The following is a 24,137-nucleotide window of genomic DNA, read 5'->3' on the forward strand; positions in this document are numbered from 1 at the left end:
GTACTCCCGGTCTTATTTCTGTTCAAAGTGATAGCGGCCGGTACCGAGCGAGCTCGGGCCCTTGCGGCCGAAGCGGATCATCAGCCACATTTCGACGACGAGAAGCGCCGAGTAGAGCACCACGAAGCCGATCAGCGAAGCAAGCACTTCGCCGGCGCCGAGCGCCGAGACCGACAGATGCGTCGGAAGCACGTTGTAAATGGTCCAGGGTTGACGGCCGTATTCGGCGACGAACCAGCCGGCTTCGCAGGCGATCCACGGCAGCGGCAGCGCCATGAGCGTGAGCTTGAGGAACCAAGGCTTTTCCGCAAGGGACTTCTTAACCGAGAAGAAGACGCCGAGCACGAAGACAAGCGCCATCACGAGGCCGCAACCCACCATCAGGCGGAAAGCCCAGAACATCGGGGCAACCTGCGGAATCGTCGAGGCGGCGGCCGCCTTCTTCATTTCGTCGGTCGCATTCTGCACGTCGTCGGTGTAGCGCTTCAGAAGCAGACCGAAGCCGAGATCATCCTTGAGCGACGTGAATTCGGCACGAAGCGACTCGTTCTTCGGATCCTGACGCAGCGTTTCAAGAACGGCAAGCGCCTTCTGTCCGCGTTCGATGCGCTCGAGCGCCTGCGCTTCAAGCTGATTGATGCCCGGAATCGGGGTTGAGAGTGAACGCGTGCCCATAATGCCAAAGAGCCAGGGTACTTCGATTTCAGCGTGGTTCGTGCGCGCTTCCTGGTCGGGGAGTGCAAAGAGCGCGAGCGGCGCAGGCGTCTCCTTGGTGTCCCACACGGCTTCCATCGCGGCGATCTTGGTAGGCTGATCGCGCGTCACGAGAAAGGCGGATTCGTCCCCCATATGCACGGTCATGATCGTGGCAACGACACCGAAGAGTGCAGCCATACGGAAGCTTGAGGTCGCAAATTTGACGTCCTGGCGGCGCAGCAGATAGTAGGCGGAAATCGCCATCACGAAGAAGGCGCCCGTCATATAGCCGCCGGCGACGGTGTGAACGAACTTCGCCTGTGCCCATTCGCTCGACAGAACCGCCCAGAAGTTCGTCATCTCCATTCGCATCGTTTCAAAATTGAACGACGCGCCGACCGGATCCATCATCCAGGCGTTGGCAACGAGAATCCAAAGCGCCGAGAGGTTTGAACCGAGCGCCATGAGAACGGTGGCAAGGAGGTGCTTGCCCTTGGAGAGACGGTCCCAGCCGAAGAAGAAGAGGCCGATGAAGGTCGATTCCAGGAAGAAGGCCATCAGACCTTCAATCGCGAGCGGCGCGCCGAAGATGTCGCCGACGTAGTGCGAGTAGTAGGCCCAGTTCGTGCCGAACTGGAATTCCATCGTTACGCCCGTCGCAACGCCGAGCGCAAAGTTGATACCGAACAGCTTGCCCCAAAAGCGGGTCATGTCTTTATAGAGCTGCTTGCCCGTGGCGACATACGTCACTTCCATCACGACGAGCATGAATGAGAGCCCGAGCGTGAGAGGCACGAAGAGGAAGTGATACATCGCGGTCAGCGCAAACTGCAGGCGCGACAGGTCGACAAGATCAGAGGGGATCATTGCAGACTTCTCCTGATGTGTTTTGAATCGAATGCTGAGAGATCAGCGGGAAGGCTTTGCCGGAGTCGTTTCGGCAACGTCACCGAAAATCACGCTGCTCATGGTCTGCGGCGTCACTTCAGGCCGGTGCGCTGGACTGAAGAAGAAATACCAGAGGCAGAAAATAAAAAGCAGCTTGCAGGCGATAACCGCGGCAATCTCAAAGAGAAGCCGCGGACGACGAGCGGAGTTGTCTTTTTCTGTCATATCTGAATTCGCCATTGATAACGACTATAGCTGTCGCTATGTTACCGACGAGGCGAACGTTTGTCCCTCCAAAAGTCGAGTTAAATCGGTGAAGTTGACGCAGTCGGGTTTTCTCTGTCAGACTTTGGCGGTATTAGTCATAGTTTGTCGCATGCCATGTCCGTCGATCAGACTTTTCGGACGGTCCTCGACTCTTTAGACGAGCCGCAGCTCATCGTTCGCTCCGATTACACGATTGCTTACGCCAATCAGGCATTTCGCCGGCGTTTCGGTTTGGTCGATCATGTCGGTCGGCGTTGCCACGAAGTGCTGTTCCACGAACTGCAACCGTGTTCGGTTTGCGGCGAGGCTTGTCCGCTCGATCGAGCGCTCGTGTCCAATCAGGCCGAAACGTTGTTGCGCCGCGAGCTCGTCCCTGGCGGCGAGCGCTTCCTTGAAATCACTGTTACACCCGTACCAGATGCGGACGGGACCCCCGCCTTTTTTATGGAACGCGTACTCGTTCGCGGCGGTAACACCTTCGGCGCCGGTGCAGGGATCGTTGCTCGAAGTCCCGCGGTACGGGCTGTTTTGCAGAAGCTCTCCCGAATTACGTCGCTTGACGTGCCCGTTCTCTTTGTGGGAGCGTCCGGTACGGGCAAGGAGCGCTTCGCAAAGACGCTTCATGAAAACTCAAGGCGTGCGGCCAACGCCTTCATCGTCATGAATTGCGACGGCTTAACGGAGGGGGCTTTCGAAGCGGAGTGTCTCGGCGCAGTTGATGGCAGCGGACGTCGTCAGGGCGGGCTAGCTGCGCAGCCAGGCGGCACGCTCTATTTCGATGAAGTGGCGCTTCTCTCGAAACCGCTGCAGCGGCGGCTTGTGCAGCTTATCGAGAGCGGTATGGTTCGCGCGTGTGGTTCGGCTGAAGCACGTGCGGTCGACTACCGCATCCTCTGTGCGACGAAATACGATCTGCGCGAGCGCACGCTGGCGGGAGCATTCCGCAAAGATCTCTACTATCTGCTTTCGGGCTGCAGAGTCAATGTGCCGTGTTTGAATGACCGCATTGAAGACATTGAAGAGCTTGCGCAGGAAATCATGCGCACGGGTGCAGCGCCGCAAAAGCCGCTTACAACGAATGCGATCGATTATCTGCAGCTGCGTCGTTGGGACGGCAACGTACGAGAGCTTGAGGCCTTTCTCGAGCGTGCGGCGCTTTTTTCCGATGCGGAGAAGCTCGATCGCGCAGAACTCGAAAAGTTTGAAGAAGAGCCGCTCGCAGCTTTGAGCGAGCAGAGAAGAGTCCCCGTTCCCACCGCTTCGGTTGGACTCGACGGCTCTTCCGAGGCGGTGCCAGAAGCGCGGCGTCGCCTCACTGCCACGCAGACGGCAGCACTCATGAAGGCGCTTTCTGAATGGAACGGCTCCAAGCGGGCTTTGGCGCGGCGCTTCGGTATCAGCGAACGTACGCTCTACAGACTTTTGCGAAAGCACAATTATTCGGAGCGCGATTAATCATGACGCAGCAATATGTGCAGGCACTGGAGCGGCTTGCTTTCGAGCTCGTGCCCGGCGAGCAGCGTTTTTTCGTTCAAACGCCGCAGGCGACACTTTGCTGTGCCGTTCGACGGGCAGAGGTCGGGGATCAACGGCCGCAGAAAGCCATCGTCTTCGTGCACGGCGCGGCGTCGAATGCGAGTCGCTGGGAGGACTTTGTTGAAAAGACGGCGCTCGCGCGCTCGTGGACTCTCCTGCGCTTTGATCTGCGCGGCCACGGCGCAAGCGAAGGATTGCGTCCGGCAACGCTTGAGCGTCATGCCGATGACATCGCTGCGATACTTGATGCTGCTGGGGTTGACACTTGCTTTTTGGTCGGGCACAGCCTCGGTGCGCAGGTGGTGCTGCAGTTTTGTGCTCGGCACCCGCTGCGCACGGAGGGCGTGGTGCTGATCGATCCACTTATCGGCAGCGTTCTCACCGATTTGTCAAAAGACTACGAAAAGCGGCGCTGGGTTCTTTCGGCGCTCGAAATGCTCGGACGTTTGGCAAACGGGATTGGCATTCGTCGGCGCCTCGACAGATACAGTCTCAGAGCAAGCGATGAAGTGGCTCGTGCGAAACTTACCGAAGGCGGCGCGGCGCTCGAGGCATTTGTGAAGGCTTATTCGTCACCCTGGGCAGATCTCAAGCATATGCACCTAGCCGACTATGCGCGTGATCTGCTCGAGGTCTCGCGGCACCTCGACGAGACGCCCGAGAGACTCTCGCAGTGTCCCGTTCTGGTGTTCGCTTCCAAGGCGGGTGCCTATACCGAGAGTGACAAGCTGCGCACTTGGACGGCATCTTTTGGGGGCGATTTCTCAGTACTCGATTGCGTGCACTGGCCGCTTACGGAGTGTCCAGAGGCAATCGAATCTCAGCTGCTTGAGTGGTTTGCCATAATCGGTTCTCGGCAGGGCGGCGCACTCTCATGAACAAAAAAGACCGCGCCTTCGGGACGCGGTCTTTACTTGATGCGAGAAACCGGCTTACGCCTCGGTCTTCGATTCCTGCGCATCTTCGTCGTGATTGACCATAATGCGAACGATGGGCGGCGCGACTGCGGCGTCTTCCTCGCGAATGCCCCAGACTTCGAGCAATTCAGCCTGCGAGGGAATGTCAGCACCGTTGCGCGCGCGGCGCAGCTTGAGCGAAGCGCGAACAATGCCTTCCACAACGTCAAGCGGCAGACAGTTGAGATCCTTGAACTCGACACAGCGGCGAGTCGTATCGAGGCCCTTCCACTGATTTTCGTGGCCGGCAGCGGCGTCCTGTTCAGCGTAGTAAAGAACGAGGGATCTTTCATGCGACTCGACGGCGAAGATCGGACCATCGAGTTCATAGAATGCAAGGCCGAAGCGCATGCTTTCGCGTACGCCTCGAGCGGAGCGGCGAATCATGCTGCAGACTCTTGCCATTGCAACGCGCCTGTCGTTGGGCAGGCTCTGAAGGTAGCCGCCGACCGTCGTGGCTGCAGGGACCATTACATCTCTCCGAAAAAAACGATTGGCCGCTAGGCAGTCAGGAAAGTCGTGCGAAGCGGCAAATGCTGTTAATTTTAGCAAGTTTTGCGTTCGAACAGATGCACGTGCGCAGAGGCTGAGGGAGTTGCCTTCTTTACGTTACTAGAAAAATCAAAACGTTTTATCGATAGAAAATATAGCGTGCCGTAAAAGGAACGGCGAGTCGCTTGCCGCGTTGCGATGCCGAGCAGCCTGCAAGCGGCATGCCGCCCTTTGGCGAACGGCGCTCGACATAACGGATGCCTTTGAGAATTCCTTTGCTTGCGCCCGACGTTTCAAAAAGTGCCGGTTTCAGGTTCCGCGCGTCGTCGGTATCGGTCTGTTTGACGATGCGTGCTGTGATACGCGAGCCGTCGCGTGCACGGATGCCGAAATCGGCAAGGAGGTCGGCCTGCTTGCGGCCGCTTTCATCGTAGAGCGCGCCTTCGGGCTTCAGAAATCGCCAATATGCGCCCTCTGCGTCGTAAGCACAGGTAAAGACCATATTGCCTTTGGCATGCCAGCTGTAGATAGCGGTGACGTTTTCCGTGGGCTGCGTCGTCTGCGTCACGAACGTGCTGCAGCCGGCGGCGAGCGCCGCCAAGCCGAGTGCAGCGGCTTTGCCGAGCAAACCGAATAAGTGTCTTGCCATGACAGTTGTTCCTTCTGAGCGGTCCGAAAGACAGGGGCACCGTTTGTTCGTCCTCATAGTCTAGCCGTGCAACGGGAGAACCTTGCCTTCGGATCACTGTTCGCGGCGGTTCAATACTGCTAGAGTTACGAAGACTTTTTCCGAGGCGAATCCCGACAGTGTCGGTGACATTGCTAGGCCTCGCACCGGTGCGGCAGAACCCCGCTGCGCCGGCATCCCACGGATCCCGAAGACGCTCGGCATGAGGTTGATGCGCACGGGAGCCGCAAAGAGAACAATCTGCTGATCAACCTTTCCACGGAACAATAGGGGGAGGCATGTACCAAATCCGCATTCACGGCCGAGGCGGGCAGGGTGTTGTGACCGCTGCCGAAATGCTCGCGCTAGCGGGCTTTATGGAAGGACACAACGCCCAGGCGTTTCCGAGTTTCGGCTCGGAGCGAACGGGGGCGCCCGTTGTGGCTTTTGCGCGCCTGGCGCCCAATGAAATTCGCCTTCGCGAACCCGTTCTCGAACCCGATGCCGTTTTGATTCAGGATCGCACGCTGCTCGACAGCGTCAACGTCTTTGAGGGCCTGCGCCCGCAGGGCTACGTACTCATCAACTCGAGCCAGACGCCCGAAGCGCTCGGACTGTCGGATCTGGTTGCCAAGCTGCCCAAAGGACACGTGCTCTGCGTGCCCGCCACGCGTTATGCACTTGACCGAATCGGCCGTCCGTTGCCGGGCGCGGGCATGCTTGCTGGTTTTGCCGCCATGACTGGCCTCATGAAGCTTGAAAGCGTTCAGGCGGCCTACAACGTGAAGTTCGCCGGCCGCGTTGCGCAGGCCAATGCTGAAGTGGCCGAACTTGCCTACGAAGCCGTGAAGGCTCAATTGGGAGAAAAACAACATGCTTAAGCAGCTCGAGGGTAGTCAGGGCGTTGCGCAGGCCGTTGCCCTGTGTCGTCCCGATGTTGTCTGCGCCTACCCGATTTCGCCGCAGACGCACATTGTTGAAAACTTGGGTCTTCTTTGTCGAAAGGGCATTCTGACCGATTGCGAGTACATCAATGTCGAAAGTGAATTCGCCGCGATGAGCGTGGCGATCGGCGCTTCCGTCGCGGGCGGACGCGCCTATACGGCGACGGCGAGTCAGGGGCTGCTCTACATGGTGGAAGCGGTTTACAACGCAGGCGGCCTCGGACTGCCGATCGTAATGACGGTTGCCAACCGTGCCATCGGCGCTCCCATCAATATTTGGAACGACCATTCCGACTCGATGAGCCAGCGCGACAGCGGCTGGATTCAGCTTTTTGCCGAAACCAATCAGGAGGCCTGCGATTTGCACATTCAGGCCTTCCGCATTGCAGAAGAAGTGTCTCTGCCCGTTATGGTCTGCATGGACGGTTTTGTGCTTACCCATGCGTTCGAGCGCATGGACATTCCGACGCAGGAAGAGGTCGACCGCTTCCTGCCGCCCTATGAACCGCGGCAAGTGCTCGATCCGGCGAATCCCTACTCGATCGGCGCCATGGTTGGACCTGAGGCCTTTACGGAAGTCCGGTGGCTTGCGCATCATCGCATGCTTGACGCGATCGACGTCATCGAGCGTACGAGCCGCGACTTCGAAGCCGCTTTCGGACGCCTCTCGGGCGGCCTCATTTCGACCTACCGCATGGAAGACGCCGAAGTCGTCGTTCTTGCGATGGGTTCGATGCTCGGTACGATCAAGGATGCGGTCGACGAAATGTGCGAAGCCGGTCTCAAGATCGGCGTACTCTCGCTCAAGTGCTATCGCCCCTTCCCGTATGCTGCTGTGCGCGAAGCGCTCAAGGGTGCCAAGCAGGTGATTGTGATGGAGCGCATGGTGAGCGCGGGCACGGGCGGTGCGCTCTGCCTTGACGTTATGAAGGCACTCAAGGGGCTTGCCATCGAGCAGCACTCTGTCATAGCGGGGCTTGGCGGACGCGCCGTTACGCGCGCTTCGCTAAAGAAGGTCTTCGGCGACGCTTTTGAAGGGAAGCTGCCCGACGACACGGTGTTCCTCGATCTCGACGAAGAACTCGTTACGCGCCAGCTCGAGCGCGAGCGTTCGCTGCGTCACATCGGACCGGTTGCCGAGGCGCTCAATCGTCACGTCAACGAGCGCAAGATCGCGCGCGGCGAGGAGGTTTAAGTCATGTCCGAGAATACGATTCATTTCTATCAGACGGGGACTTTCACCGTCGGCAACCGCCTGCTCGACGAGTCGCAGCGCTCGCTTCAATCCTCGATGCAGCGCTTCAATTCGCTCACGTCCGGTCACCGTGCGTGTCAGGGGTGCGGCGAGGCGCTCGGTGCCCGCTATGCAGTCGACGCAGCGATGCGTGCCACGAACGGCAACTTGGCTGCGGCCAATGCCACGGGGTGCCTTGAGGTGTTCTCGACGCCGTACCCTGAAACGAGCTGGCAGATGCCGTGGTTCCATTCGCTCTTTGGCAATACGGCCGCTGTGGCGACGGGGATGGCTGCTGCTTACCGCATTCGCGCCAAGAAGTCCGGCAAGCCTATGACGCGCGTCATTGCTATGGGCGGCGACGGTGGCACGACCGATATCGGTTTCGGGTGCCTCTCGGGGATGTTCGAGCGCAACGATGATGTGCTTTACATCTGCTACGACAACGAAGCCTACATGAACACGGGTGTTCAGCGCTCGTCGGCGACGCCCCCTTCGGCGCGTACCGCCACGACGCAGATTGCGGGGGACGAGCCCGGCAACGCCTGGGGACAGGGCAAAAACGTACCGCTCATTGCCATGGCGCACGGTATTCCGTACGTTGCGACGGCGACCGTGGCGGATCTGCGCGATCTCGAGCGCAAGGTTGAAAAGGCGATGCAGTTCCACGGCGCGCGCTACATCCACATTCTGGTGCCGTGCCCTCTCGGTTGGGGGGCCGCGTCCGCCAAGACCGTGACGCTTGCGCGCCTTGCGCAGGAAACGGGCATCTTCCCGGTGTTCGAGGCGGAATACGGCGAGGTGACGGGCGTGCATAAGATCCGTCGCAAGCAGCCCGTGGAGGCGTACCTGAAGCTGCAAAAGCGTTTTGCGCATCTCTTCGGCAAGAAGGCCAACCCGGAAGTGCTCGCACGCATGCAGGAGCTCGCCGACAGAAACATCGAAAAGTTCGGTCTTCTCGACGTACAGGACGAGCCGGAAATGCCGATTCCCGTGCCCGAACAGGCTGAAGAACGTTCGCATCAGATTTGAAGGAGTTCGTCAGAAAAATGGTTACGAAGCCTTTTGCCATTACGCTCGACGTCGGGACCTCGCTCGCGAACCGCACAGGCACCTGGCGCACGATGAAGCCGGTCTATGTCAACCGACAGCCGCCCTGCAACGCGAAGTGCCCGGCGGGCGAAAAGTGCCAGGCCTGGCTCTTTCACGCCGAAAGCGGGGACTACGAAGGCGCTTGGCGTCAGATTGTTGAGGACAACCCCTTCCCGGCCTGCATGGGGCGCGTGTGCTATCACACGTGCGAATCGGCCTGCAATCGAGGCGAACTCGATGAGTCCGTCGGCATCAACGCGGTCGAACGCTTCTTGGGCGACCATGCGATCGAAAAGGGGTGGAGCTTCCCGAAGCCGCAGGCGCGTTCGGGCAAGCGTGTCCTCGTTGTGGGCGCGGGTCCAGCGGGGTTGTCCTGCGCGTACCACCTTGCTCGACTCGGTCACGACGTGCATGTCGTCGACGGTGCTCCGCAGGCGGGCGGCACCATGCGCTATGGCATTCCGAAGTATCGTCTGCCGCGTGAAGTGCTCGATGCCGAAGTGGCCCGTATCGTTGATCTCGGTGTTGAGATCGAATACAACCGGGAGGTGACGGATCTTGCCGCTGAAATGGAAGCGGGCAATTACGACGCCGTTTTTCTCGGTGCGGGTGCGAGTATGGCTCGCCGTGCGTACATTCCCGCGGGCGATGCCGCCCATATTCTTGATGCCGTGAACGTGCTGCGTTCGATGGAGTCCGACGAGCAGCCGCTCCTCGGGCGCCGCGTTGTTGTTTACGGCGGTGGCAATACCGCCATTGACGTGGCGCGTACCGCCAAACGTCTCGGTTCCGAGCCGATCGTCGTCTACCGCCGTACGCGCGAACGCGCGCCGGCGCACCAGTTCGAAATCGAAGAGGCGCTCGAAGAAGGCGTGTCGATGAAGTGGCTCTCGACCATTTCGCAGGCCGATGAAGGCAAGATCAAGATCGAGAAAATGGCGCTCGACGAGTCCGGCTACCCGCAGCCGACGGGCGAATTCGAAACGATCGCAGCCGACAGCGTCGTGTTGGCGCTCGGTCAGGAAACGAATCTTTCGTTCCTCTCGGGCGTCGACGGGCTCAAGATCGAAAAGGGCTCAGTCGAAGTGGATGCCGCGATGATGACGAGCGTTCCGGGCATTTTTGCCGGCGGCGACATGGTGCCGGGCGAGCGCAACGTCACGACCGCCATCGGCCACGGCAAGCGGGCCGCGCGCGCGATTGACGCCTATTTGGCCGGCTGTGCCTATGAAGCGCCTGCACCCGAGCAGCCTGCGACCTTTGCGCGCCTTAATTCGTGGTACTACGCTGATGCGCCCAAGACCGTGCGTCCGCAGCTTGACCTTGTTCGCCGTCAGACGACGTTCGAAGAAGTGTTGCAGGGACTCACTGAAGACAACGCGCTTTTTGAAGCGCGCCGCTGCATGTCGTGCGGCAACTGTTTCGAGTGCGACAACTGCTACGGCGTCTGCCCCGATAACGCGATCATCAAGCTCGGTCCGGGTAAGAAGTTCCGCATCAACTACGATTACTGCAAGGGCTGCGGCATCTGTGCCAACGAGTGCCCCTGCGGCGCAATCGATATGGTGAGCGAGGACATTTAAGAACGAATCCGCGCTCGCGGCGCTTTGTGTTGCGAGCCTTTCGATTCGGACAGTCGCCCCGTTTCGGCATAGGTCGAGACGGGGCGTTTTTCAAGGAAGCGATCATGGCATCCATGCGTTTCGGACTGAGCGGGGAGCGCTCGCTTTACCGAGAATTTCTCGTTGTTTTTCTGGTGATTTTCACAGCAGTCGTCATTGCTTCCGTACCGGCTATTCTGCTGATCGAGCGCTCGACGGGCTCCGGCGGCGCAATCAACGTCTCAGGGAGTCTGCGAATGATGAGCTACCGACTCACGGTTGCCGTTTCGAATCCCTATGCGACGCCCGCTGAGCGACGACACGAAACGGAAGCGGCCGTGGCTGAGTTCGACAGACGTCTTCGCGACGATTCACTGCTCGTAGATATTCCTGACGATGCCGCCGATCCTGTTCGTCAGCAGTACGAGGCGGTGCGCGAGCGTTTCGAGACGCAGGTGCGTCCCCTCGCTCTTAAGGGCATTGATGACGCAAGCGCGCGGCGCAACTTCATGGAACGGATACCGGCATTCGTAGATCTTGTCGACGGTTTTGTACAGTCGCTCGAAGTCACGCTCGGCAAACGTCTCGCACTGCTCGAAGCCATCCTTTTCGGTACGCTCGTCGGCGCATTTCTCCTCACCTATGCCATGCTTCGCATCCTGCGAAAAAAGATCTTTCTGCCGCTCTTTGAGCTCGAAGGCGTCGTCGCGCGAGTGCGCGAAGGTCAGTTTTCTAGTAGAACGCGTTCGGATCGATCGAATGACGAAATTGGTCGGCTTGGACGCGGTTTCAACTTCATGGTGAGCGAACTCGAGCGCCTCTACGGTTCGCTCGAGCAGGAAGTAGCCGAAAAAACGAAGGATCTCGATCGGCGCAACAAAGGTCTGCAGGAACTGGCGCAGGCTTCGACGGTGCTGCTTGCTGTCGGTGACCTGCAGGCGAGCCTGGAGGGCGTGCTAGAGCGCAGCATCCGCTTCCTCGACGCTACCGGAGCGGCCGTTTATCTTTCGGAAACAAACGAAAAAGACGGCGCGAAGAAAGCGCTCTTTGCCAAAACGCAGAGCTGGCGGCAGCTGGATTCGGCCGGGCACATTGAACGTCTCGTTTTCTGCGGCGCAGACTCGCAAAAGCCCTTGGGCGAACTTTGCGTTCGCATGCCGCAGGGCTGCCCCGACTGGAAGGCGAATTTTCTCTCAATGCTTTCGGCGCTCATCGGTCGAGCGGTGGCTGCGGGATTGCGCTTTGAAGACGATCAGCGTCTTGCGGTTCTGGAAGAACGATCGACGATTGCACGCGAGCTTCACGATTCCATCGCACAGACGCTTTCTTTCTCTCGTATTCAAGTGCTTCGCCTGAGGCGTGCGGTTTCGGCTCAAGCGAGCTCGGCAGAGATCGAAGCGATTACCGGCGAAATCGATATGGGCATTTCGACTGCTTACAGGCAGTTGCGGGAGGTATTGACGGCGTTTCGCCTGCAAATTCATTCGAGCGGTTTTTCTGGTCTGGTCAATGAGACGGTGGAGGCATTTCGAGAGCGCACCGGCATCGCTGTCGAGGTCAAAAACGACCTGCTCGGACTTGCACTTTCACCCAACGAACAAGTGCATCTTGGTCACATTCTGAGTGAAGGGCTCGCTAATGTGGAAAAACATGCCCGCGCCACGCACGTCATCGTTCGGGTAAGCCGTCGAGGCGAAGGCGGCTTCAGCCTCGAGGTGCTTGACAACGGCGTCGGTTTGCCGGCACATGCGAAAAAGGCCAAGCATTTCGGACTGGGCATCATGAAGGAACGTGCGCAGGCGATCGGCGCGACAATTCGCATTGAGGGACTTGAGGCGCCTGAGCACGGTACCCGCATTTTCCTTGAGAGGCCCGACAACCAGGATCGATAGTTAGAATCGGGACTCGAAACATTTTCGGGACATCGACATGATGCAGGAATCCAAGCCGCAGAACGCCCAGCAGAAAGACATCCATACGGTGCTTGTCGTTGACGACCATCCGCTTTTTCGCCGGGGTGTTTGCGAATTGCTGGCGCTCGAACCGACCATCCGCGTCGTCGGGGAAGCGGGCACACGTGAAGAAGCACTCGAGCTTGTGCGTAAGTGCGAGCCCGATCTGACGGTGCTCGACCTCAACATCAAGGGCTCGTCAGGTGTTGAAATTCTGACGAAATTCAAGGAAGAGGATCCGTCACGGCGCGTCGTTATATTGACGGTGAGCGATTCGGGTGACGATCTGATGGCCTGCATCAAGGCCGGCGCAGACGGGTACTTCCTGAAGGACATGGAACCCGAACGCTTTCTCGAGAGTCTCAAGGAAACGCTCGAAGGACGCCTCATTGTGGATCAGTCGATGGTGCGCTACCTCACCGATCTCATCCGCGTCAAAAAGGTCGATGTCGAGCCTGTCCGTCTGACGGATCGCGAAGAAGACGTGCTTGCGCTGATCGAGCGCGGCTTCACGAACAAGATGATCGCCAGAGAGCTGCACATCTCCGACGGTACCGTCAAGGGGCATGTCAAGCATCTACTTAAGAAGCTCGGCTTTCAGAGCCGCGTAGAAGCGGCAGTCTGGGCTTCTCAGCGCAAAAGCGCACGCCAGCGCTGAACCGCCGGTTCTTGATGAGCGAAGGTCGCCGCAAGCCGAGCAAAGGCCGCGCGACTTGGTTTTGTTTGCGAGTTGGATTGTCCGGCCCGCACGTTGACGACGTGAGGGCCGGCTGAAAGAGATCAGTGCAGCGCCGCGTTCGGATCAACGGGTGCGAGTTCGCTTGCCGTAGAACTCGGAGCGTGACAGAGCGTGCATTCGTAGCGTTCACCCGCGAGCTTGCCGTTCGCGAAGTGCGTGAGCGGAATTTCGCCCTTCTTCGCGGGCGTGGCCGTTGCCGGACGGTGGCAGGCTACGCACATGTTCTTTTCGATCGTGATCGGCAAATAGGATTCGACCGGATGCGGAATGACGCCTGGTGCGCCGATGATGTCGCCTTCGGGCGCACCCCAAGCGAGGCCGGAAATCAGAAGGAGGCTGCTCAGCGCAGCGGCGATGCGGGGAATTCGGGTCATGCTCAATCTCCTAAAGGGAAGAATGCGGTAAAAAATTTTCAAACTATCGGGCGTCTGGGTTTCGCTGGTCCGCCTGAGCTGCGGGCTGAGCTTTTGTGCAGAGCGTGAAGCGAAGCGCGTTCTCCGGACAAACGGCAATGCAGCGTCCGCAGCCGATGCATTCCGCGCTCGGGACACGTCCGATCGCTTCGAGTGTTTTGAAGCGGATGATCTGGCGCTCGGGGCAGACCTGCAGGCAGTCGCCGCATCGGGTGCAGCTCGCGCGCTCAAAGGCAAGCTTCAAGAGCGGACGCTTCTGCACGTGTCCGACGCAGCCCCAAAAGGCACCGAGCGGACAGAGGTGGCCGCACCAGCCGTCGCGCATGAGGACAAGCTCGATTGCGAACACGGCAAGAGCGCTTGTCAGAGCCGAGAGGCCAGTGCCCCAAACGAGATCGCGCCAGAGCATGGCCTGCGGGCTCAGGAACTCGAAGGCAGCGGAGCCTGTTGTCGCGCTCGCGAGCAGTACGCCGGCCAACACGACGTAGCGTGTCTTGCGCGAGAGTCTCACGAGGTCTGCCGAGAGGCCGAGCTTGCGGCGTAACCACTGCGCTGCGTCGACAACGATGTTCATCGGACAAACCCAGCCGCAGAAGATGCGCGCGCCGAGTGCGCCGTAAAGCGCGAGAACGATTGCCGCGCCCGTGAGCGCTGCGGCACTTGGCATCACGCCGGCGGCGAGGCGCTCGAGGAGTGCGAGCGGATCGGCAAGCGGTAGGGTTTCAAGAATGCGCGAAGCCGAAAGGTCGCCCGAGAGAATCGGTTTGCCGCCGATTTCCCAACCCCAGCGGGCCGTACCGAAGAAGAGTCCTAGAACAACCAACTGCGAGGCGCGTCGCGCGAGCGTAAAACGCATGCGGCGAATGCGCTCGCCGAGCGTTTTGGCCGGCTCGAGATGTCGAACGGTTTTGTTGTCCGGGTCCATCAGAATGCCTCCTCGCTATTGAGGTAGTCGAGCCCCGGCACCGCTTCTGACGTTGCGTCCGATTGGGTGGCGTCCAGTGCCTGCATTGGCACGCGATGCGTATTTTTGGGGTCTTCTTCGGAAAGCCAGCCGAGACGGTAGTGGGCGCCGATTGCTCCGAGCACTCGGTCGGGATCGACGATTCGAATGGCGGGCACATCCGTTGGACAACCCTTCTCGCAAAGACCGCAGCCCGTACACTTTTCCGGGTGCACTACCGGAATGAAGACCGCGTGCTTGGAGAGGCCGCGCGGATGAGGTTCAACCGTGAGTGCTCGGTTGGCTTCGGGGCACTCACGGAAGCAGACTTCGCAGCGCAACCCCTGCCAAGAGAGGCACGACTGCGGGTCGATCACAGCGACGCCCATGCGGGAGAGCGAAACGTCTTCGAGTGCCGGGTCGAGTGCACCCGTCGGGCACGCCTTGACGCACGGAAGATCCTTACACATGTAGCATGGAATCTCTCGAGGCACGAAAAAGGGTGTACCCGTCGGTGCGTCGTCCGTAATGCCTGCGAGCCGAAGCGTGTTGTAAGGACACGCAAGGACGCACTGTCCGCACCGAGCGCAGGCGGCGGTGAACCGGTCGCCCGCGAGCGCTCCGGGCGGTCGCGGTGTCCAAGCGGCGCGGCTTCGCATCGGAAGCGCACTTAGCGCGAGCGCACAAAAGACGGTGCCGCCCACCGCACCCGCGGCGCGCTCGAGGAACGCGCGGCGGGAGACGGGCTGCAGGTGCTCGCGGCGATCGTTTTTAAGCGGCTGCGGCATGGCAAATCAATCAAGCGGTAGCTTTCGTTACGAAAACAGCAGTTTTCTTGTAGTCGGGTTCGAGCGAGATCGGGTCCGTGCTGTCGATGACAACCGCGTTCGTGCGGACCTTTTCGTCAAAGAACGCGAGCCAGACGGAGCCGGCAGGCATGATGTTGCGCACTTGCGTTTCAACAACGGCGCGGCACGTGCCGTAACGGCTTTCGACGTGGGCCGTGTCACCGCGCTTGAGACCGCGTCGTTCGGCATCGCCCGGGTTCATGTAAAGGAGCGCCGAGGGCGCAGCGCGGTGCAGCTCCGGTACGCGACGCGTCATTGAGCCCGTGTGCCAGTGCTCGAGGATGCGGCCCGTGCAAAGCCACAGGTCGTACTTGCCGTCAGGTTGTTCGACCGGTGCGGCGTACGGACGGAAGAAAATCTTCGCCGTACCAGGGGCTGCCTTCGGTGTCTTGTCCGTTACGCCGCGCAGGTTGCCTGTCGGGATGTCCTTCATGAGTTTGCCGTAGAAAAGGTTGTCAGGCTTGGCATACGGGTCGTAGTCGACGTTGAATCGATAGGGTGTTTCCTTGCCGTTGACGACAGGCCAAAGCAGGCCGCGGCACTTCGGATCCATGTACGTATCGAAGTCCGCCAGGTCGTGCCCGTCGCCGAGAGTAAAGGCGCGATACTCAGTAAAGAGGGCCTTTTCCGGGAAGTAATCGAGGCCGAGCGCTTCCCCCGTTGCGTTGAGTTCGCCCGGGTACTTCGGATCGGGCCACACAGCCTTGGCTCGTACGTCCTTGGGCGAGAAGAGCACGTCAAAGAGCGAGTCTTCGGGCTTGATGCCCATAGCTTTGGCTGCTTCGAGTACGTCGGGGAGCATGTTGTCCTTCACGCCTGCGAGCGGTTGCGCCTTCCAGGTGTCGGCCACCTTAATGCGCTTGGCAAGTTCCATCATCATCCAGACGTCGGTGCGTGCCTGGCCCGGCGCCTTCACAAGCTGGTGCCAGCCCTGCGTGCGTCGTTCGGCGTTGCCGTAGAGCCCCCATTTTTCAAAATGCGCGGCTGCCGGGAGGATGAGGTCCGCTGCGCGAGCCGAGTACGTCGGGTAGATGTCGGAGACGACCACAAAGGCGTCCGGACGGCGCATTGCTTCCACCCAGTGCGTGTTGTTCGGGGCCGACTGCAGAATGTTGACGACCTGCGTCCAGACGAAGTCGACGGAGCCGTCTTCAACGCCGCGCAGAATTTCCATGAGCGAAGCGCCGACCTTCGGGTTGAGCGTACCCTGCGGGATGTTCCAGATTTTTTCGGTCTTGGCGCGGTGCTTCGGGTTCGCTACGAGCATGTCCGAGGGCAGACGGTGACAGAAGGCACCGACTTCGCGAGCGGACCCACAGGCCGAAGGTTGCCCCGTGAGCGAGAATGCGCCGCTGCCGGGCTTGCCGTGCTTGCCGAGCAAGAGATGCACGGAATAGATCTGTTCATTCACCCAAACACCGCGCTGATGCTGATTGACGCCCATGCACCAGAAGCTCAGCATCTTGCGTTCTTTTTCGCAGACGAGATCGGCAAGCTTCATGAGCTTCTGCTTGAAGGTGTCGATCGACTCGTCGTTGTCTCCTTTGGCGAGTTCGGCAACGAAGTCAAGCGTGTACGGTTCGAGCGCCTTGGTGTAGTCCTCAAAGGTGATGCGCCAGTGGTTGCCGGCGGTGCCGCCCGAGTTCTTCTGCTCGACGACTTCACCCGGCTTGCGGCCTTGTCCAATCGCTTCGTACTTGTCGAGTTTTACGACGAGCTGCTTGGCGAGCGTGTCCTTTTCGGCGGGGCGTGCGTACTTATCGGTGTTGCGCAGCCCGTAGCCGATGTCGGTGACGCCCGTCGAGAAGATGCAGTGCTTGTTCACGAAATCGTGGTCAACGACTCCGCGCTTGAGGATTTCGCGCTGCAGGAAATTGAGAATTGCGAGGTCTGCGTTCGGACGCATGATGATCACGAGGTCAGCCAAGTTCGACGAGGAACTGCGGTGCGTCGTTACCTGAACGATCTTGGTGCGCTTTTCCGTGAGTCGACGGTTGGCCACGCGCGACCAGAGGACCGGATGCGCTTCGGCCATGTTGTTGCCCCAGAGGATCATCAGATCCGAGAGCTCAATGTCGCTGTAGTTGTTGGCCGGTTCGTCAACGCCGAACGTCTGGTAGAAGCCTACGACGGCCGAGGCCATGCAAAGGCGCGCGTTCGGGTCGATGTTGTTCGAGCGCAGCCCCGCCTTCATGAACTTTGAAGCGGTGTAAGCCTCCGGAATCGTGTACTGACCAGAGCCGATGATCGAGACGCCCGCAGGCCCCTTGGCGCGATAGACGCGCAGGAGCTGCTTGGCCATTTCGTCAAGCGCCTCGTCCCAGGAGACGGGTTCGAACTTGCCCGTCTTGTCAAACTTGCCGTTGCGCCGGCGCATGAGCGGCGTCGTGAGACGATCCTTGCCGTACATGATCTTGGCGTTGAAGTAGCCCTTCACGCAGTTGAGGCCGCGATTAACGGGGGCATCGGGGTCGCCTTTGGTTGCAACGATGCGGCCGTCGCGCACGCCGACCAAAAGGCCGCAGCCGGTACCGCAGAAGCGGCAGACGCCCTTGTGCCAGGCAATGCCGTCTTCGACGGCGGCGGCAGCGGCGGATTCAGCGGCTGAAACGGGCAGGCCGAGCGAAAGAGCGGCGCTCGCCGCCAGGCCGCTCTTCAGGAGGTCTCGACGGTGAATCTGAATGGTCTTGGTCATGGCGGATCTCTCCAATTTGAGTTTGTTCTGTTGGCCGGCCTCTCATTCGTCCGCTCCGGGGCGGTGTTCGAGAAGGCTCACGTCAAAAACGGCTTCCAGGTCGCGCAGGCTCGAGAAAATGCGGACTTCGTCGTCTACAGTCGCGGCTTCAATGGTGCAGACAGCTCGTTCGCCCTTGGGGTCGATTTGGTGAACATCGACCCCGGGCACCTGTGCGGCCTGCTCAATTGCCGCGTTGAGTGCGCCGGGTTTGGCGACAAGCAGAATCGCGGAATAATTCATGGGCTGGCTTTGTGGCAATCGGGTCGGTAATTGGACTTCCGATTTGATTTTTAAGCAAATGCCCGAGAGCGGCTAGCCCTCTGAACGGAGAGATCCACCGAAGGTCGATATCCTCCTTAGAGAGGAGGAATTACCCCTTAAGAGGTATCTTTGAGAAGCTTGAATCGCACAATCGCCCGAAGGAAGGGAAAAGATGCGATATTCCGTTTTGGAATGGCGAAATATCAGTTTTCCGGCAACGGAAAGCGAATGGTCAGAATGAAAGCGATCAGTACGATGAGTGCGCAGAGAAAATAGGGTGTCCCTGCGGCCAAGGCGTCGGGCGAAAAGGTTGAGGTGAAAAAGAGAAGCGGTGTGCCGATAAGCGGACTCACGGCGCCCGTGAAGCTGTTGATGGAGCTCATTGCGCCAAGTCGAACGCCTTGCGTATAGGGCGAGCCCGTGCGGCTGATAACGCCCTGCAGCGTCGGTCCAACGATGCCCATGAGAGAGACGGCGCATACAGCGACAGCGGCAGGCGCGGCGATTGGTGAGAGGCCGATGCAGGCGAAGGAGAGAATGCCGCAGACGAGGCCGCCCAGTACGAGACGGCGAGGCGAAAAGCGCGCGGCAAGCTTTGAAAGAAGCACGCCCTGAACGAGCGTGATCGAGCAGCCTAGCGCAAAGATGGAAAAGCCGATCGATGCGGGCGTCCAGCCGTAGCGGAACTCTGTATAAAGCGCCCAAGTGCACTGCATGAGGCTCTGCGAAAGCGTGTAGAGCATGACGACAAAGAGCAGCGGCAGAACCAGTTTTTCTTTGGAGAGCGAAGCCAAGGCGGCAAAAGGATTGATGCGCTTAAATGTAATCGGCGTCTGACTAGGCGCACTGAGGCTTTCAGGCAGCACGAAGAAGCCGTAGAGGAAGTTGAGCACGCAAATCGCGCTCGCAAAGAAAAAGGGCATGCGCGGGTCGCTCTCTCCCAAGAGTCCCCCGAGAGCGGGTCCGAGTATGAATGCGATGCCAAAAATGGCACCGATGCGCCCGAAGGCTGCCGTTCGGTCGCCTGCGGGGGTGACATCGGCAATGTAGGCTTGGGCCACCACGATGTTCGAGCTCATGGTACCCGCGAGGATGCGCGAGAGCAGAATGAGCCAGAGCGAATCGCAAACGGCTGGTGCAATCATCATGATGCCGAGACCGGCAATGCCCGCAAGCAGCACGGGACGGCGTCCTATGCGGTCGGAAATCGCGCCGATCACCGGTGCGGAGAAGAACTGCATCAGTCCGTAGCTCACCATGATGGCGCCGTACCAGACTGTCTGAAGCTCGGGTGAGCCAGCAAGCGTGCCGACCAGCCGCGGCAGCACCGGAATGATGATTCCGATGCCGAGCGCGTCGAGGAATACGCTGGCGAGAACGAAGGCGACCGCGGGCTGGTGAGTCATGGTTTGAAACAGACGAAAACGGACTTTTGCGCGCAGCGCAAAAACACGAGCGACGATGCAAATATTAACTGCTCGGACGTCAGGGTATTCGCGCCCGATGAGCAGGCTTCTCCGGAATGTTTTGTCCGTCCTGTACGGTGCATCGCCCTCGCCTAGCGCGCTTGAGTCTTGTCAAAGGTCGATCTCTCAGCGGCTGTTTTCGCTCGGGGTACGGAAAATTTCGGCCGTTTCACCCTGCAGAGGCGATTGAGCATTGCTAGTGTGAGAAAAGAATTGCTTTTTCGGGCGGACTCGGAAGCGCTCGCAAAGCAAAGCCCGGGCGCATAATTGTGCGCTCGACTCGCCAAAATTCGGAGAATACAAAAATGAATCGAGTATTCAAGTTCGCGATGCCTTTTCTCCAGGCCTCGCTCGTAAAGCAAATTCTTGTCGGCCTTATTTTGGGTGCCATTGTCGGCCTTGTTTTTCCCGAAGCGGGGAAAGCGCTCGGTTTTCTCGGTACGGTCTTTGTCAGCGCCCTGAAGGGCGTAGCGCCCATCCTTGTTTTCGTGCTCGTCATGAGCTCGATTGCCAACCAGAACGTGAGCGGCGACATTCATATTCGACCGATCATCACGCTTTATTTCCTCGGTACGTTCGGAGCAGCCGTGACGGCCGTGATTGCAAGCTTTATTTGGCCTGTTACCATTGCGCTTGCTATCCCCGAGCAGGCTGCCTCTACGCCGGGCGGCATTGTCGAAGTGCTTGAAAACTTAATCCTTCAGGTTGTCGACAACCCGGTAAACGCGATTGCCAAGGGCAATTACATCAGCATTCTCGCCTGGGCCATTGCAATGGGGCTTGTCATGCGCAAGGCCGCGGCCGCGACGCGCGAAGTGCTTCTTGACGCAGCCAAGGGCGTCGAATTCATCGTTCGTCTTGTCATCCGCTTTGCACCGGTGGGCATTTTCGGCCTGATCGCTTCGACTTTGGCGACCACGGGGCTTGAAGGCATGAAGGGCTACGTCGAGCTTCTTGTCGTGCTGCTCGGCACGATGTTCTTCGTGGCGCTCGTACTCAATCCATTGCTTGTCTGGTTCTGCATCCGTTCGAACCCGTATCCCTACACGTTGATGACGTTGCGCGAGTCGGGCGTTTCGGCCTTCTTCACGCGTTCGTCCGCGGCCAACATTCCCGTCAATCTCGAAATCTGCCGCCGTCTCAACTTGCCCGAATCGACTTACGCCATCTCGATTCCCGTGGGCGCTACCGTCAACATGGGGGGTGCCGCCATTACGATCACGGTGCTGACGCTTTCGGCTGCTTATTCACTTGGCATCGCGATCGATGTGCCGACCGCGATCTTCCTCTCGTTTGTTGCTGCGCTTTGTGCGGCAGGCGCTTCGGGTGTGCCGGGCGGCTCGCTCATGCTGATTCCGCTCGCCTGTGGGCTCTTTGGCATCGATCAGAACACGGCCATGCAGGTTGTGGCTGTCGGCTTCATCATCGGCGTGCTGCAGGACTCGTGCGAAACGGCGCTCAACTCGTCGTCGGACGCACTCTTTACGATTGCCGCTTGCAAGCGTGCGGAGCGCTTGAAATCGCAGGCCGGCTGACAGTCTGAACGGATAAACCGCCAAGCGGGTGCCGAATCACGAGGGTTCGGCACCCGTAACGTTTTGGCCGATTGAGGCGGGATAAAATGTGCGCGCCGTCGGGCGCGTTTTCAATGCCGTCCGTTCCGATTCCTCAACCGCGCTGCCGCGCAACATCTTCCGCCCCTTCATGCATCGATTCGATACTCCCCAGGCCGCTCTGAAGCAGGTGTTCGGCTATGACAATTTCCGAGGCCAGCAGGAAGCGGCGGTCGAAACGGTTGTGGCGGGCGGCGACGCACTTGTGCTCATGCCGACGGGGGGCGGCAAAAGTCTTTGCTATCAGATTCCGGCCCTCTTGCGCGACGGTGTTGCCATCGTTGTTTCACCGCTCATTGCGCTCATGCAGGACCAGGTCGATGCGCTCGAAGAAGTGGGCGTTCGTGCTGCGTACCTCAATTCGACGCAGGCGCCGGAGGAGTCCGCGCGCGTGCGCGCCGCGCTGCGGCGCGGCGAAATGGATTTGCTCTATGTAGCACCCGAGCGGCTGCTTATGCCGGCGATGCTCGATTTTCTCGATTCGCTCGAGATAGCGCTTTTTGCAATCGACGAAGCGCATTGCGTGAGCATCTGGGGACACGACTTTCGACCGGAATACGGGGCGCTCTCGGTGCTGCGCGAGCGCTGGCCCGAGGTGCCTCGCATGGCGCTTACGGCGACTGCCGATCCGAAAACGAGGGAAGAAATCGTCGAGAAGCTCCTTCTCAATCCCAAGGAATTTGTTGCGAGTTTTGACCGTCCGAACATTTTTTACCGCGTCGTCGACAAGCGCAACGTACGCGAGCAGTTGCTGAGCTTCATTCGCCTCGAGCACCCGGGCGAATGCGGGATCGTCTACTGCATCGCACGCCAGCGTTGCGAGGAAATTGCCGAATATCTCTCGGCCAACGGCGTGCGCGCGCTCTTTTACCATGCGGGACTCTCGGCGCAGGAGCGCGCCAAGCGGCTCGCTCTCTTCCAGCAGGAAGACGACATCGTTGTCGTTGCGACGATCGCCTTTGGTATGGGCATCGACAAGCCGAACGTGCGCTTTGTCGCGCACGTCGATATGCCGAAATCGATTGAAGGTTATTTCCAGGAGACCGGGCGTGCAGGGCGCGACGGCCTCCCTGCGGATGCCTGGATGGCGTACGGTCTGAACGATGTCGTCAATCAGCGCTATTTCATCGAGCAAAGCGACGCCGACGAAATCCACAAGCAGCTCTCGACGCAGAAACTCGACGCGATGCTCGGTTTTGCCGAAGCCCCGGACTGCCGCCGCGTTCGGCTGCTGGCTTATTTTGGCGAGGCATCAAAACCCTGCGGACATTGCGACAATTGCGTCAACCCGCCCGAGCTCTGGGATGCCACGCTGCCTGCCAAGAAACTCGTTTCCTGTATCTATCGTGCGCAGCAGATGAGCGGCGTGAGTTTCGGTGCGCAGCATATCATCGACATTCTGCAGGGCAAAACAAACGAGCGCATCAAGGCGCGCGGACACGACAAGCTTTCTACATTCGGAATCGGCAGCGATTTGGCCGACACGCAGTGGCGCGCGGTACTCCGACAGCTCATTGCCCGTCATGTCATCTGGGTCGATGCGCTTCACCGCAACACGCTTCGACTTGGTGCGTCGGCCAACGCACTCCTGCGCGGAGAGCTCGAAGTACACGTAAGAAAGTCGCTCGTTCTAAAAAAGGGCGGCAAGCACGGCGCCAAGGCTTCCAACCCCGCTGTACTTGAGCTTTCGTCGGCTGAGCGTCGTATCTTCGAATCGCTGCGCCGGTGGCGTCTTGATACAGCCAAGCGTCTCGGCAAGCCGCCGTACCTTATTTTCCCCGACCGTACGCTTGCTGCGATTGCTCAGATTAAGCCGATGGTGCTCGAGGAGCTCGATTGCATTTCGGGAGTAGGTCGCAAGAAGCTCGAGCGTTACGGCGAGGAAATCATCGAGATTATTCGCGAGGAGTGCTGATGAAATGAAAGCCGCAGCGAATTGTTGCTCTGCGGCTTTCGAATAGGCATGCCCTTGCTTCAGAGATGAGAAGCGTCGGTGCGAGGCTTTTGCTTGCGCTTGGCCAAGATCCGGTCAAAAAGCGGATTCGGAAGCATGCGCAGAATTTTTGCAAGTACGCCCATCTGCCACGGAATGACCGCATAGCTCTTGCCTTGCCGGATTGCTTCGACAGCCTGTCGCGCGAACTCGTCGGGCTCGAGAATGAAGGGCATTTTGTAGGGATTCTTCGCCGTGAGCGGCGTGCGAACGAACCCCGGACAGAGCGTCGTGACGCCGATGCCGTATTTCTGCATTTCCACGCGCAGACTTTCGCAATAGGTAATGACGGCCGATTTACTCGCGCAATACGCCTCCGAACCCGGTAGTCCTCGGATGCCAGCCACAGAGCCTATCCCGACGAGACGGCCCGAGCCGCGCGCCTTCATCGGACCGATGAAGGCGTGGAAGGTATAGGCCATCGCGAACACATTGAGCCGATACACGGCCTCAAGGACATCAAGGTCTTCAACGAACTCCGTTTTGACGCCGTGGGACATGCCCGCATTGGCGATGACGAGCGTTGCGCCGCCCGAAAGTTTTTCAAAACGGGCGGCAGCTTCGAAAATTTCTTCGCGTTTCGTGACGTCTGCGGGCAGGGCGAAGTGACGCTTCGGGTCGCCGGGGAGTGACTCGACGAGTGCGCGAAGCTTCTCCTCGTTTCTTGCGACAAGACCAACGGTGGCGCCACCCGCCGCATATTGACGGGCGAGCGCGGCGCCGATGCCGCTCGAAGCGCCGGTGATGAAAACGTTAAGCACGACTATGCTGTCCTATGGAAGTCTTACGCATGGGGTGC

The 24,137-nt window shown here is 59.4% G+C and carries 21 protein-coding genes; 10 read left to right on the forward strand and 11 right to left on the reverse strand.

All coding sequences use genetic code 11. The annotated features are described in order from the left end of the window. Positions 1 to 12 precede the first annotated feature (12 nt). Positions 13 to 1,563 carry a cytochrome ubiquinol oxidase subunit I gene (locus H6A60_RS01255; protein WP_205101523.1) on the reverse strand — a complete coding sequence of 517 codons (1,551 nt, stop codon included), beginning with the start codon at positions 1,561 to 1,563 and terminating at the stop codon, positions 13 to 15. A 42-nt stretch (positions 1,564 to 1,605) separates the two neighbouring features. After that, positions 1,606 to 1,809, reverse strand: a complete 204-nt coding sequence (gene cydP / locus H6A60_RS01260) for a cytochrome oxidase putative small subunit CydP (protein ID WP_205101524.1) — start codon at positions 1,807 to 1,809, stop codon at positions 1,606 to 1,608. Between the two features lie 156 nt (positions 1,810 to 1,965). Between cydP and H6A60_RS01265 the strand changes: the two genes are divergently transcribed. Together H6A60_RS01265 and H6A60_RS01270 are read left to right on the forward strand one after the other, a co-directional pair. Further along, positions 1,966 to 3,306: a sigma 54-interacting transcriptional regulator gene (locus H6A60_RS01265; protein ID WP_205101525.1), complete on the forward strand. Its 1,341-nt coding sequence runs from the start codon at positions 1,966 to 1,968 to the stop codon at positions 3,304 to 3,306. A 2-nt stretch (positions 3,307 to 3,308) separates the two neighbouring features. Beyond that, a complete protein-coding gene (locus tag H6A60_RS01270; RefSeq protein WP_205101526.1) occupies positions 3,309 to 4,265 on the forward strand; it encodes an alpha/beta hydrolase in 957 nt (318 codons plus the stop codon). Positions 4,266 to 4,319: 54 nt separating this feature from the next. Here the strand turns inward: H6A60_RS01270 and H6A60_RS01275 are convergent, their stop codons facing one another. Continuing rightward, positions 4,320 to 4,814, reverse strand: coding sequence for a DUF1801 domain-containing protein (locus H6A60_RS01275; protein ID WP_205101527.1), 495 nt, complete (start codon positions 4,812 to 4,814; stop codon positions 4,320 to 4,322). 160 nt (positions 4,815 to 4,974) lie between these two features. Continuing rightward, a complete protein-coding gene (locus H6A60_RS01280; RefSeq protein WP_205101528.1) occupies positions 4,975 to 5,484 on the reverse strand; it encodes a DUF3455 domain-containing protein in 510 nt (169 codons plus the stop codon). Between the two features lie 317 nt (positions 5,485 to 5,801). Here H6A60_RS01280 and H6A60_RS01285 point away from each other — a divergent pair, with 317 nt between their 5' ends. The 6 genes from H6A60_RS01285 to narL all read left to right on the forward strand — a co-directional run bounded on the left by H6A60_RS01285 (position 5,802) and on the right by narL (position 12,983). Next, positions 5,802 to 6,383: a 2-oxoacid:acceptor oxidoreductase family protein gene (locus H6A60_RS01285; RefSeq protein WP_205101529.1), complete on the forward strand. Its 582-nt coding sequence runs from the start codon at positions 5,802 to 5,804 to the stop codon at positions 6,381 to 6,383. Continuing rightward, positions 6,376 to 7,641, forward strand: a complete 1,266-nt coding sequence (locus tag H6A60_RS01290) for a transketolase C-terminal domain-containing protein (RefSeq protein WP_205101530.1) — start codon at positions 6,376 to 6,378, stop codon at positions 7,639 to 7,641. Before H6A60_RS01285 ends, H6A60_RS01290 begins: the two co-directional genes overlap by 8 nt. Positions 7,642 to 7,644: 3 nt before the next feature. Next, the gene (locus tag H6A60_RS01295) at positions 7,645 to 8,712 is read left to right on the forward strand and encodes a thiamine pyrophosphate-dependent enzyme (protein ID WP_205101531.1); all 1,068 of its coding nucleotides are present in this window, start codon (positions 7,645 to 7,647) and stop codon (positions 8,710 to 8,712) included. A 17-nt stretch (positions 8,713 to 8,729) separates the two neighbouring features. Further along, positions 8,730 to 10,355, forward strand: a complete 1,626-nt coding sequence (locus H6A60_RS01300) for an NAD(P)-binding protein (RefSeq protein ID WP_205101532.1) — start codon at positions 8,730 to 8,732, stop codon at positions 10,353 to 10,355. Between the two features lie 104 nt (positions 10,356 to 10,459). Beyond that, on the forward strand, positions 10,460 to 12,265 hold the full coding sequence (locus tag H6A60_RS01305; RefSeq protein WP_205101533.1) for a type IV pili methyl-accepting chemotaxis transducer N-terminal domain-containing protein: 1,806 nt from the start codon (positions 10,460 to 10,462) through the stop codon (positions 12,263 to 12,265). Between the two features lie 37 nt (positions 12,266 to 12,302). Beyond that, complete coding sequence (gene narL, locus H6A60_RS01310) at positions 12,303 to 12,983, forward strand: two-component system response regulator NarL (RefSeq protein WP_239477501.1); 681 nt, start codon at positions 12,303 to 12,305, stop codon at positions 12,981 to 12,983. Positions 12,984 to 13,105: 122 nt separating this feature from the next. On the opposite strand, the gene H6A60_RS01315 is transcribed toward narL, so the two are convergent. The 6 genes from H6A60_RS01315 to H6A60_RS01340 all read right to left on the reverse strand — a co-directional run bounded on the left by H6A60_RS01315 (position 13,106) and on the right by H6A60_RS01340 (position 19,672). Continuing rightward, a complete protein-coding gene (locus H6A60_RS01315) occupies positions 13,106 to 13,438 on the reverse strand; it encodes a nitrate reductase cytochrome c-type subunit (protein WP_205101534.1) in 333 nt (110 codons plus the stop codon). A gap of 43 nt (positions 13,439 to 13,481) precedes the next feature. After that, on the reverse strand, positions 13,482 to 14,402 hold the full coding sequence (gene napH, locus H6A60_RS01320; RefSeq protein WP_205101535.1) for a quinol dehydrogenase ferredoxin subunit NapH: 921 nt from the start codon (positions 14,400 to 14,402) through the stop codon (positions 13,482 to 13,484). Continuing rightward, entirely contained in the window at positions 14,402 to 15,208 is an 807-nt protein-coding gene (napG, locus tag H6A60_RS01325; RefSeq protein ID WP_205101536.1) for a ferredoxin-type protein NapG, read from the reverse strand. The genes napH and napG overlap by 1 nt, the downstream gene beginning before the upstream one ends. Positions 15,209 to 15,218: 10 nt before the next feature. Beyond that, positions 15,219 to 17,963, reverse strand: a complete 2,745-nt coding sequence (napA, locus tag H6A60_RS01330) for a nitrate reductase catalytic subunit NapA (RefSeq protein ID WP_205101537.1) — start codon at positions 17,961 to 17,963, stop codon at positions 15,219 to 15,221. A 42-nt stretch (positions 17,964 to 18,005) separates the two neighbouring features. Then, complete coding sequence (locus H6A60_RS01335) at positions 18,006 to 18,245, reverse strand: chaperone NapD (protein ID WP_205101538.1); 240 nt, start codon at positions 18,243 to 18,245, stop codon at positions 18,006 to 18,008. A 224-nt stretch (positions 18,246 to 18,469) separates the two neighbouring features. Continuing rightward, positions 18,470 to 19,672 carry an MFS transporter gene (locus H6A60_RS01340; protein WP_205101539.1) on the reverse strand — a complete coding sequence of 401 codons (1,203 nt, stop codon included), beginning with the start codon at positions 19,670 to 19,672 and terminating at the stop codon, positions 18,470 to 18,472. Between the two features lie 365 nt (positions 19,673 to 20,037). Between H6A60_RS01340 and sstT the strand changes: the two genes are divergently transcribed. Together sstT and recQ are read left to right on the forward strand one after the other, a co-directional pair. Then, a complete protein-coding gene (gene sstT / locus H6A60_RS01345; RefSeq protein WP_205101540.1) occupies positions 20,038 to 21,267 on the forward strand; it encodes a serine/threonine transporter SstT in 1,230 nt (409 codons plus the stop codon). A gap of 169 nt (positions 21,268 to 21,436) precedes the next feature. Beyond that, positions 21,437 to 23,260, forward strand: coding sequence for a DNA helicase RecQ (gene recQ, locus H6A60_RS01350; RefSeq protein WP_205101541.1), 1,824 nt, complete (start codon positions 21,437 to 21,439; stop codon positions 23,258 to 23,260). Positions 23,261 to 23,319: 59 nt separating this feature from the next. On the opposite strand, the gene H6A60_RS01355 is transcribed toward recQ, so the two are convergent. Then, the gene (locus H6A60_RS01355; protein ID WP_205101542.1) at positions 23,320 to 24,099 is read right to left on the reverse strand and encodes an SDR family oxidoreductase; all 780 of its coding nucleotides are present in this window, start codon (positions 24,097 to 24,099) and stop codon (positions 23,320 to 23,322) included. Positions 24,100 to 24,137 lie beyond the last annotated feature (38 nt).

Origin of the sequence: Sutterella massiliensis (assembly GCF_016899755.1) — a bacterium.
Taxonomy (GTDB): Bacteria; Pseudomonadota; Gammaproteobacteria; order Burkholderiales; family Burkholderiaceae_F; genus Sutterella; species Sutterella massiliensis.

Coding starts and splice junctions, on each gene's coding strand:
- narL (WP_239477501.1), top strand. CDS start 12,303: ATGATGCAGGAATCCAAGCCGCAGAACGCCCAGCAGAAAGACATCCAT.
- H6A60_RS01275 (WP_205101527.1), bottom strand. CDS start 4,814: ATGGTCCCTGCAGCCACGACGGTCGGCGGCTACCTTCAGAGCCTGCCC.
- napG (WP_205101536.1), bottom strand. CDS start 15,208: ATGCCGCAGCCGCTTAAAAACGATCGCCGCGAGCACCTGCAGCCCGTC.
- H6A60_RS01255 (WP_205101523.1), bottom strand. CDS start 1,563: ATGATCCCCTCTGATCTTGTCGACCTGTCGCGCCTGCAGTTTGCGCTG.
- H6A60_RS01305 (WP_205101533.1), top strand. CDS start 10,460: ATGGCATCCATGCGTTTCGGACTGAGCGGGGAGCGCTCGCTTTACCGA.
- napH (WP_205101535.1), bottom strand. CDS start 14,402: ATGGACCCGGACAACAAAACCGTTCGACATCTCGAGCCGGCCAAAACG.
- H6A60_RS01315 (WP_205101534.1), bottom strand. CDS start 13,438: ATGACCCGAATTCCCCGCATCGCCGCTGCGCTGAGCAGCCTCCTTCTG.
- cydP (WP_205101524.1), bottom strand. CDS start 1,809: ATGACAGAAAAAGACAACTCCGCTCGTCGTCCGCGGCTTCTCTTTGAG.
- recQ (WP_205101541.1), top strand. CDS start 21,437: ATGCATCGATTCGATACTCCCCAGGCCGCTCTGAAGCAGGTGTTCGGC.
- H6A60_RS01335 (WP_205101538.1), bottom strand. CDS start 18,245: ATGAATTATTCCGCGATTCTGCTTGTCGCCAAACCCGGCGCACTCAAC.
- H6A60_RS01280 (WP_205101528.1), bottom strand. CDS start 5,484: ATGGCAAGACACTTATTCGGTTTGCTCGGCAAAGCCGCTGCACTCGGC.
- H6A60_RS01340 (WP_205101539.1), bottom strand. CDS start 19,672: ATGACTCACCAGCCCGCGGTCGCCTTCGTTCTCGCCAGCGTATTCCTC.
- sstT (WP_205101540.1), top strand. CDS start 20,038: ATGAATCGAGTATTCAAGTTCGCGATGCCTTTTCTCCAGGCCTCGCTC.
- napA (WP_205101537.1), bottom strand. CDS start 17,963: ATGACCAAGACCATTCAGATTCACCGTCGAGACCTCCTGAAGAGCGGC.
- H6A60_RS01265 (WP_205101525.1), top strand. CDS start 1,966: ATGTCCGTCGATCAGACTTTTCGGACGGTCCTCGACTCTTTAGACGAG.
- H6A60_RS01300 (WP_205101532.1), top strand. CDS start 8,730: ATGGTTACGAAGCCTTTTGCCATTACGCTCGACGTCGGGACCTCGCTC.
- H6A60_RS01295 (WP_205101531.1), top strand. CDS start 7,645: ATGTCCGAGAATACGATTCATTTCTATCAGACGGGGACTTTCACCGTC.
- H6A60_RS01285 (WP_205101529.1), top strand. CDS start 5,802: ATGTACCAAATCCGCATTCACGGCCGAGGCGGGCAGGGTGTTGTGACC.
- H6A60_RS01270 (WP_205101526.1), top strand. CDS start 3,309: ATGACGCAGCAATATGTGCAGGCACTGGAGCGGCTTGCTTTCGAGCTC.
- H6A60_RS01290 (WP_205101530.1), top strand. CDS start 6,376: ATGCTTAAGCAGCTCGAGGGTAGTCAGGGCGTTGCGCAGGCCGTTGCC.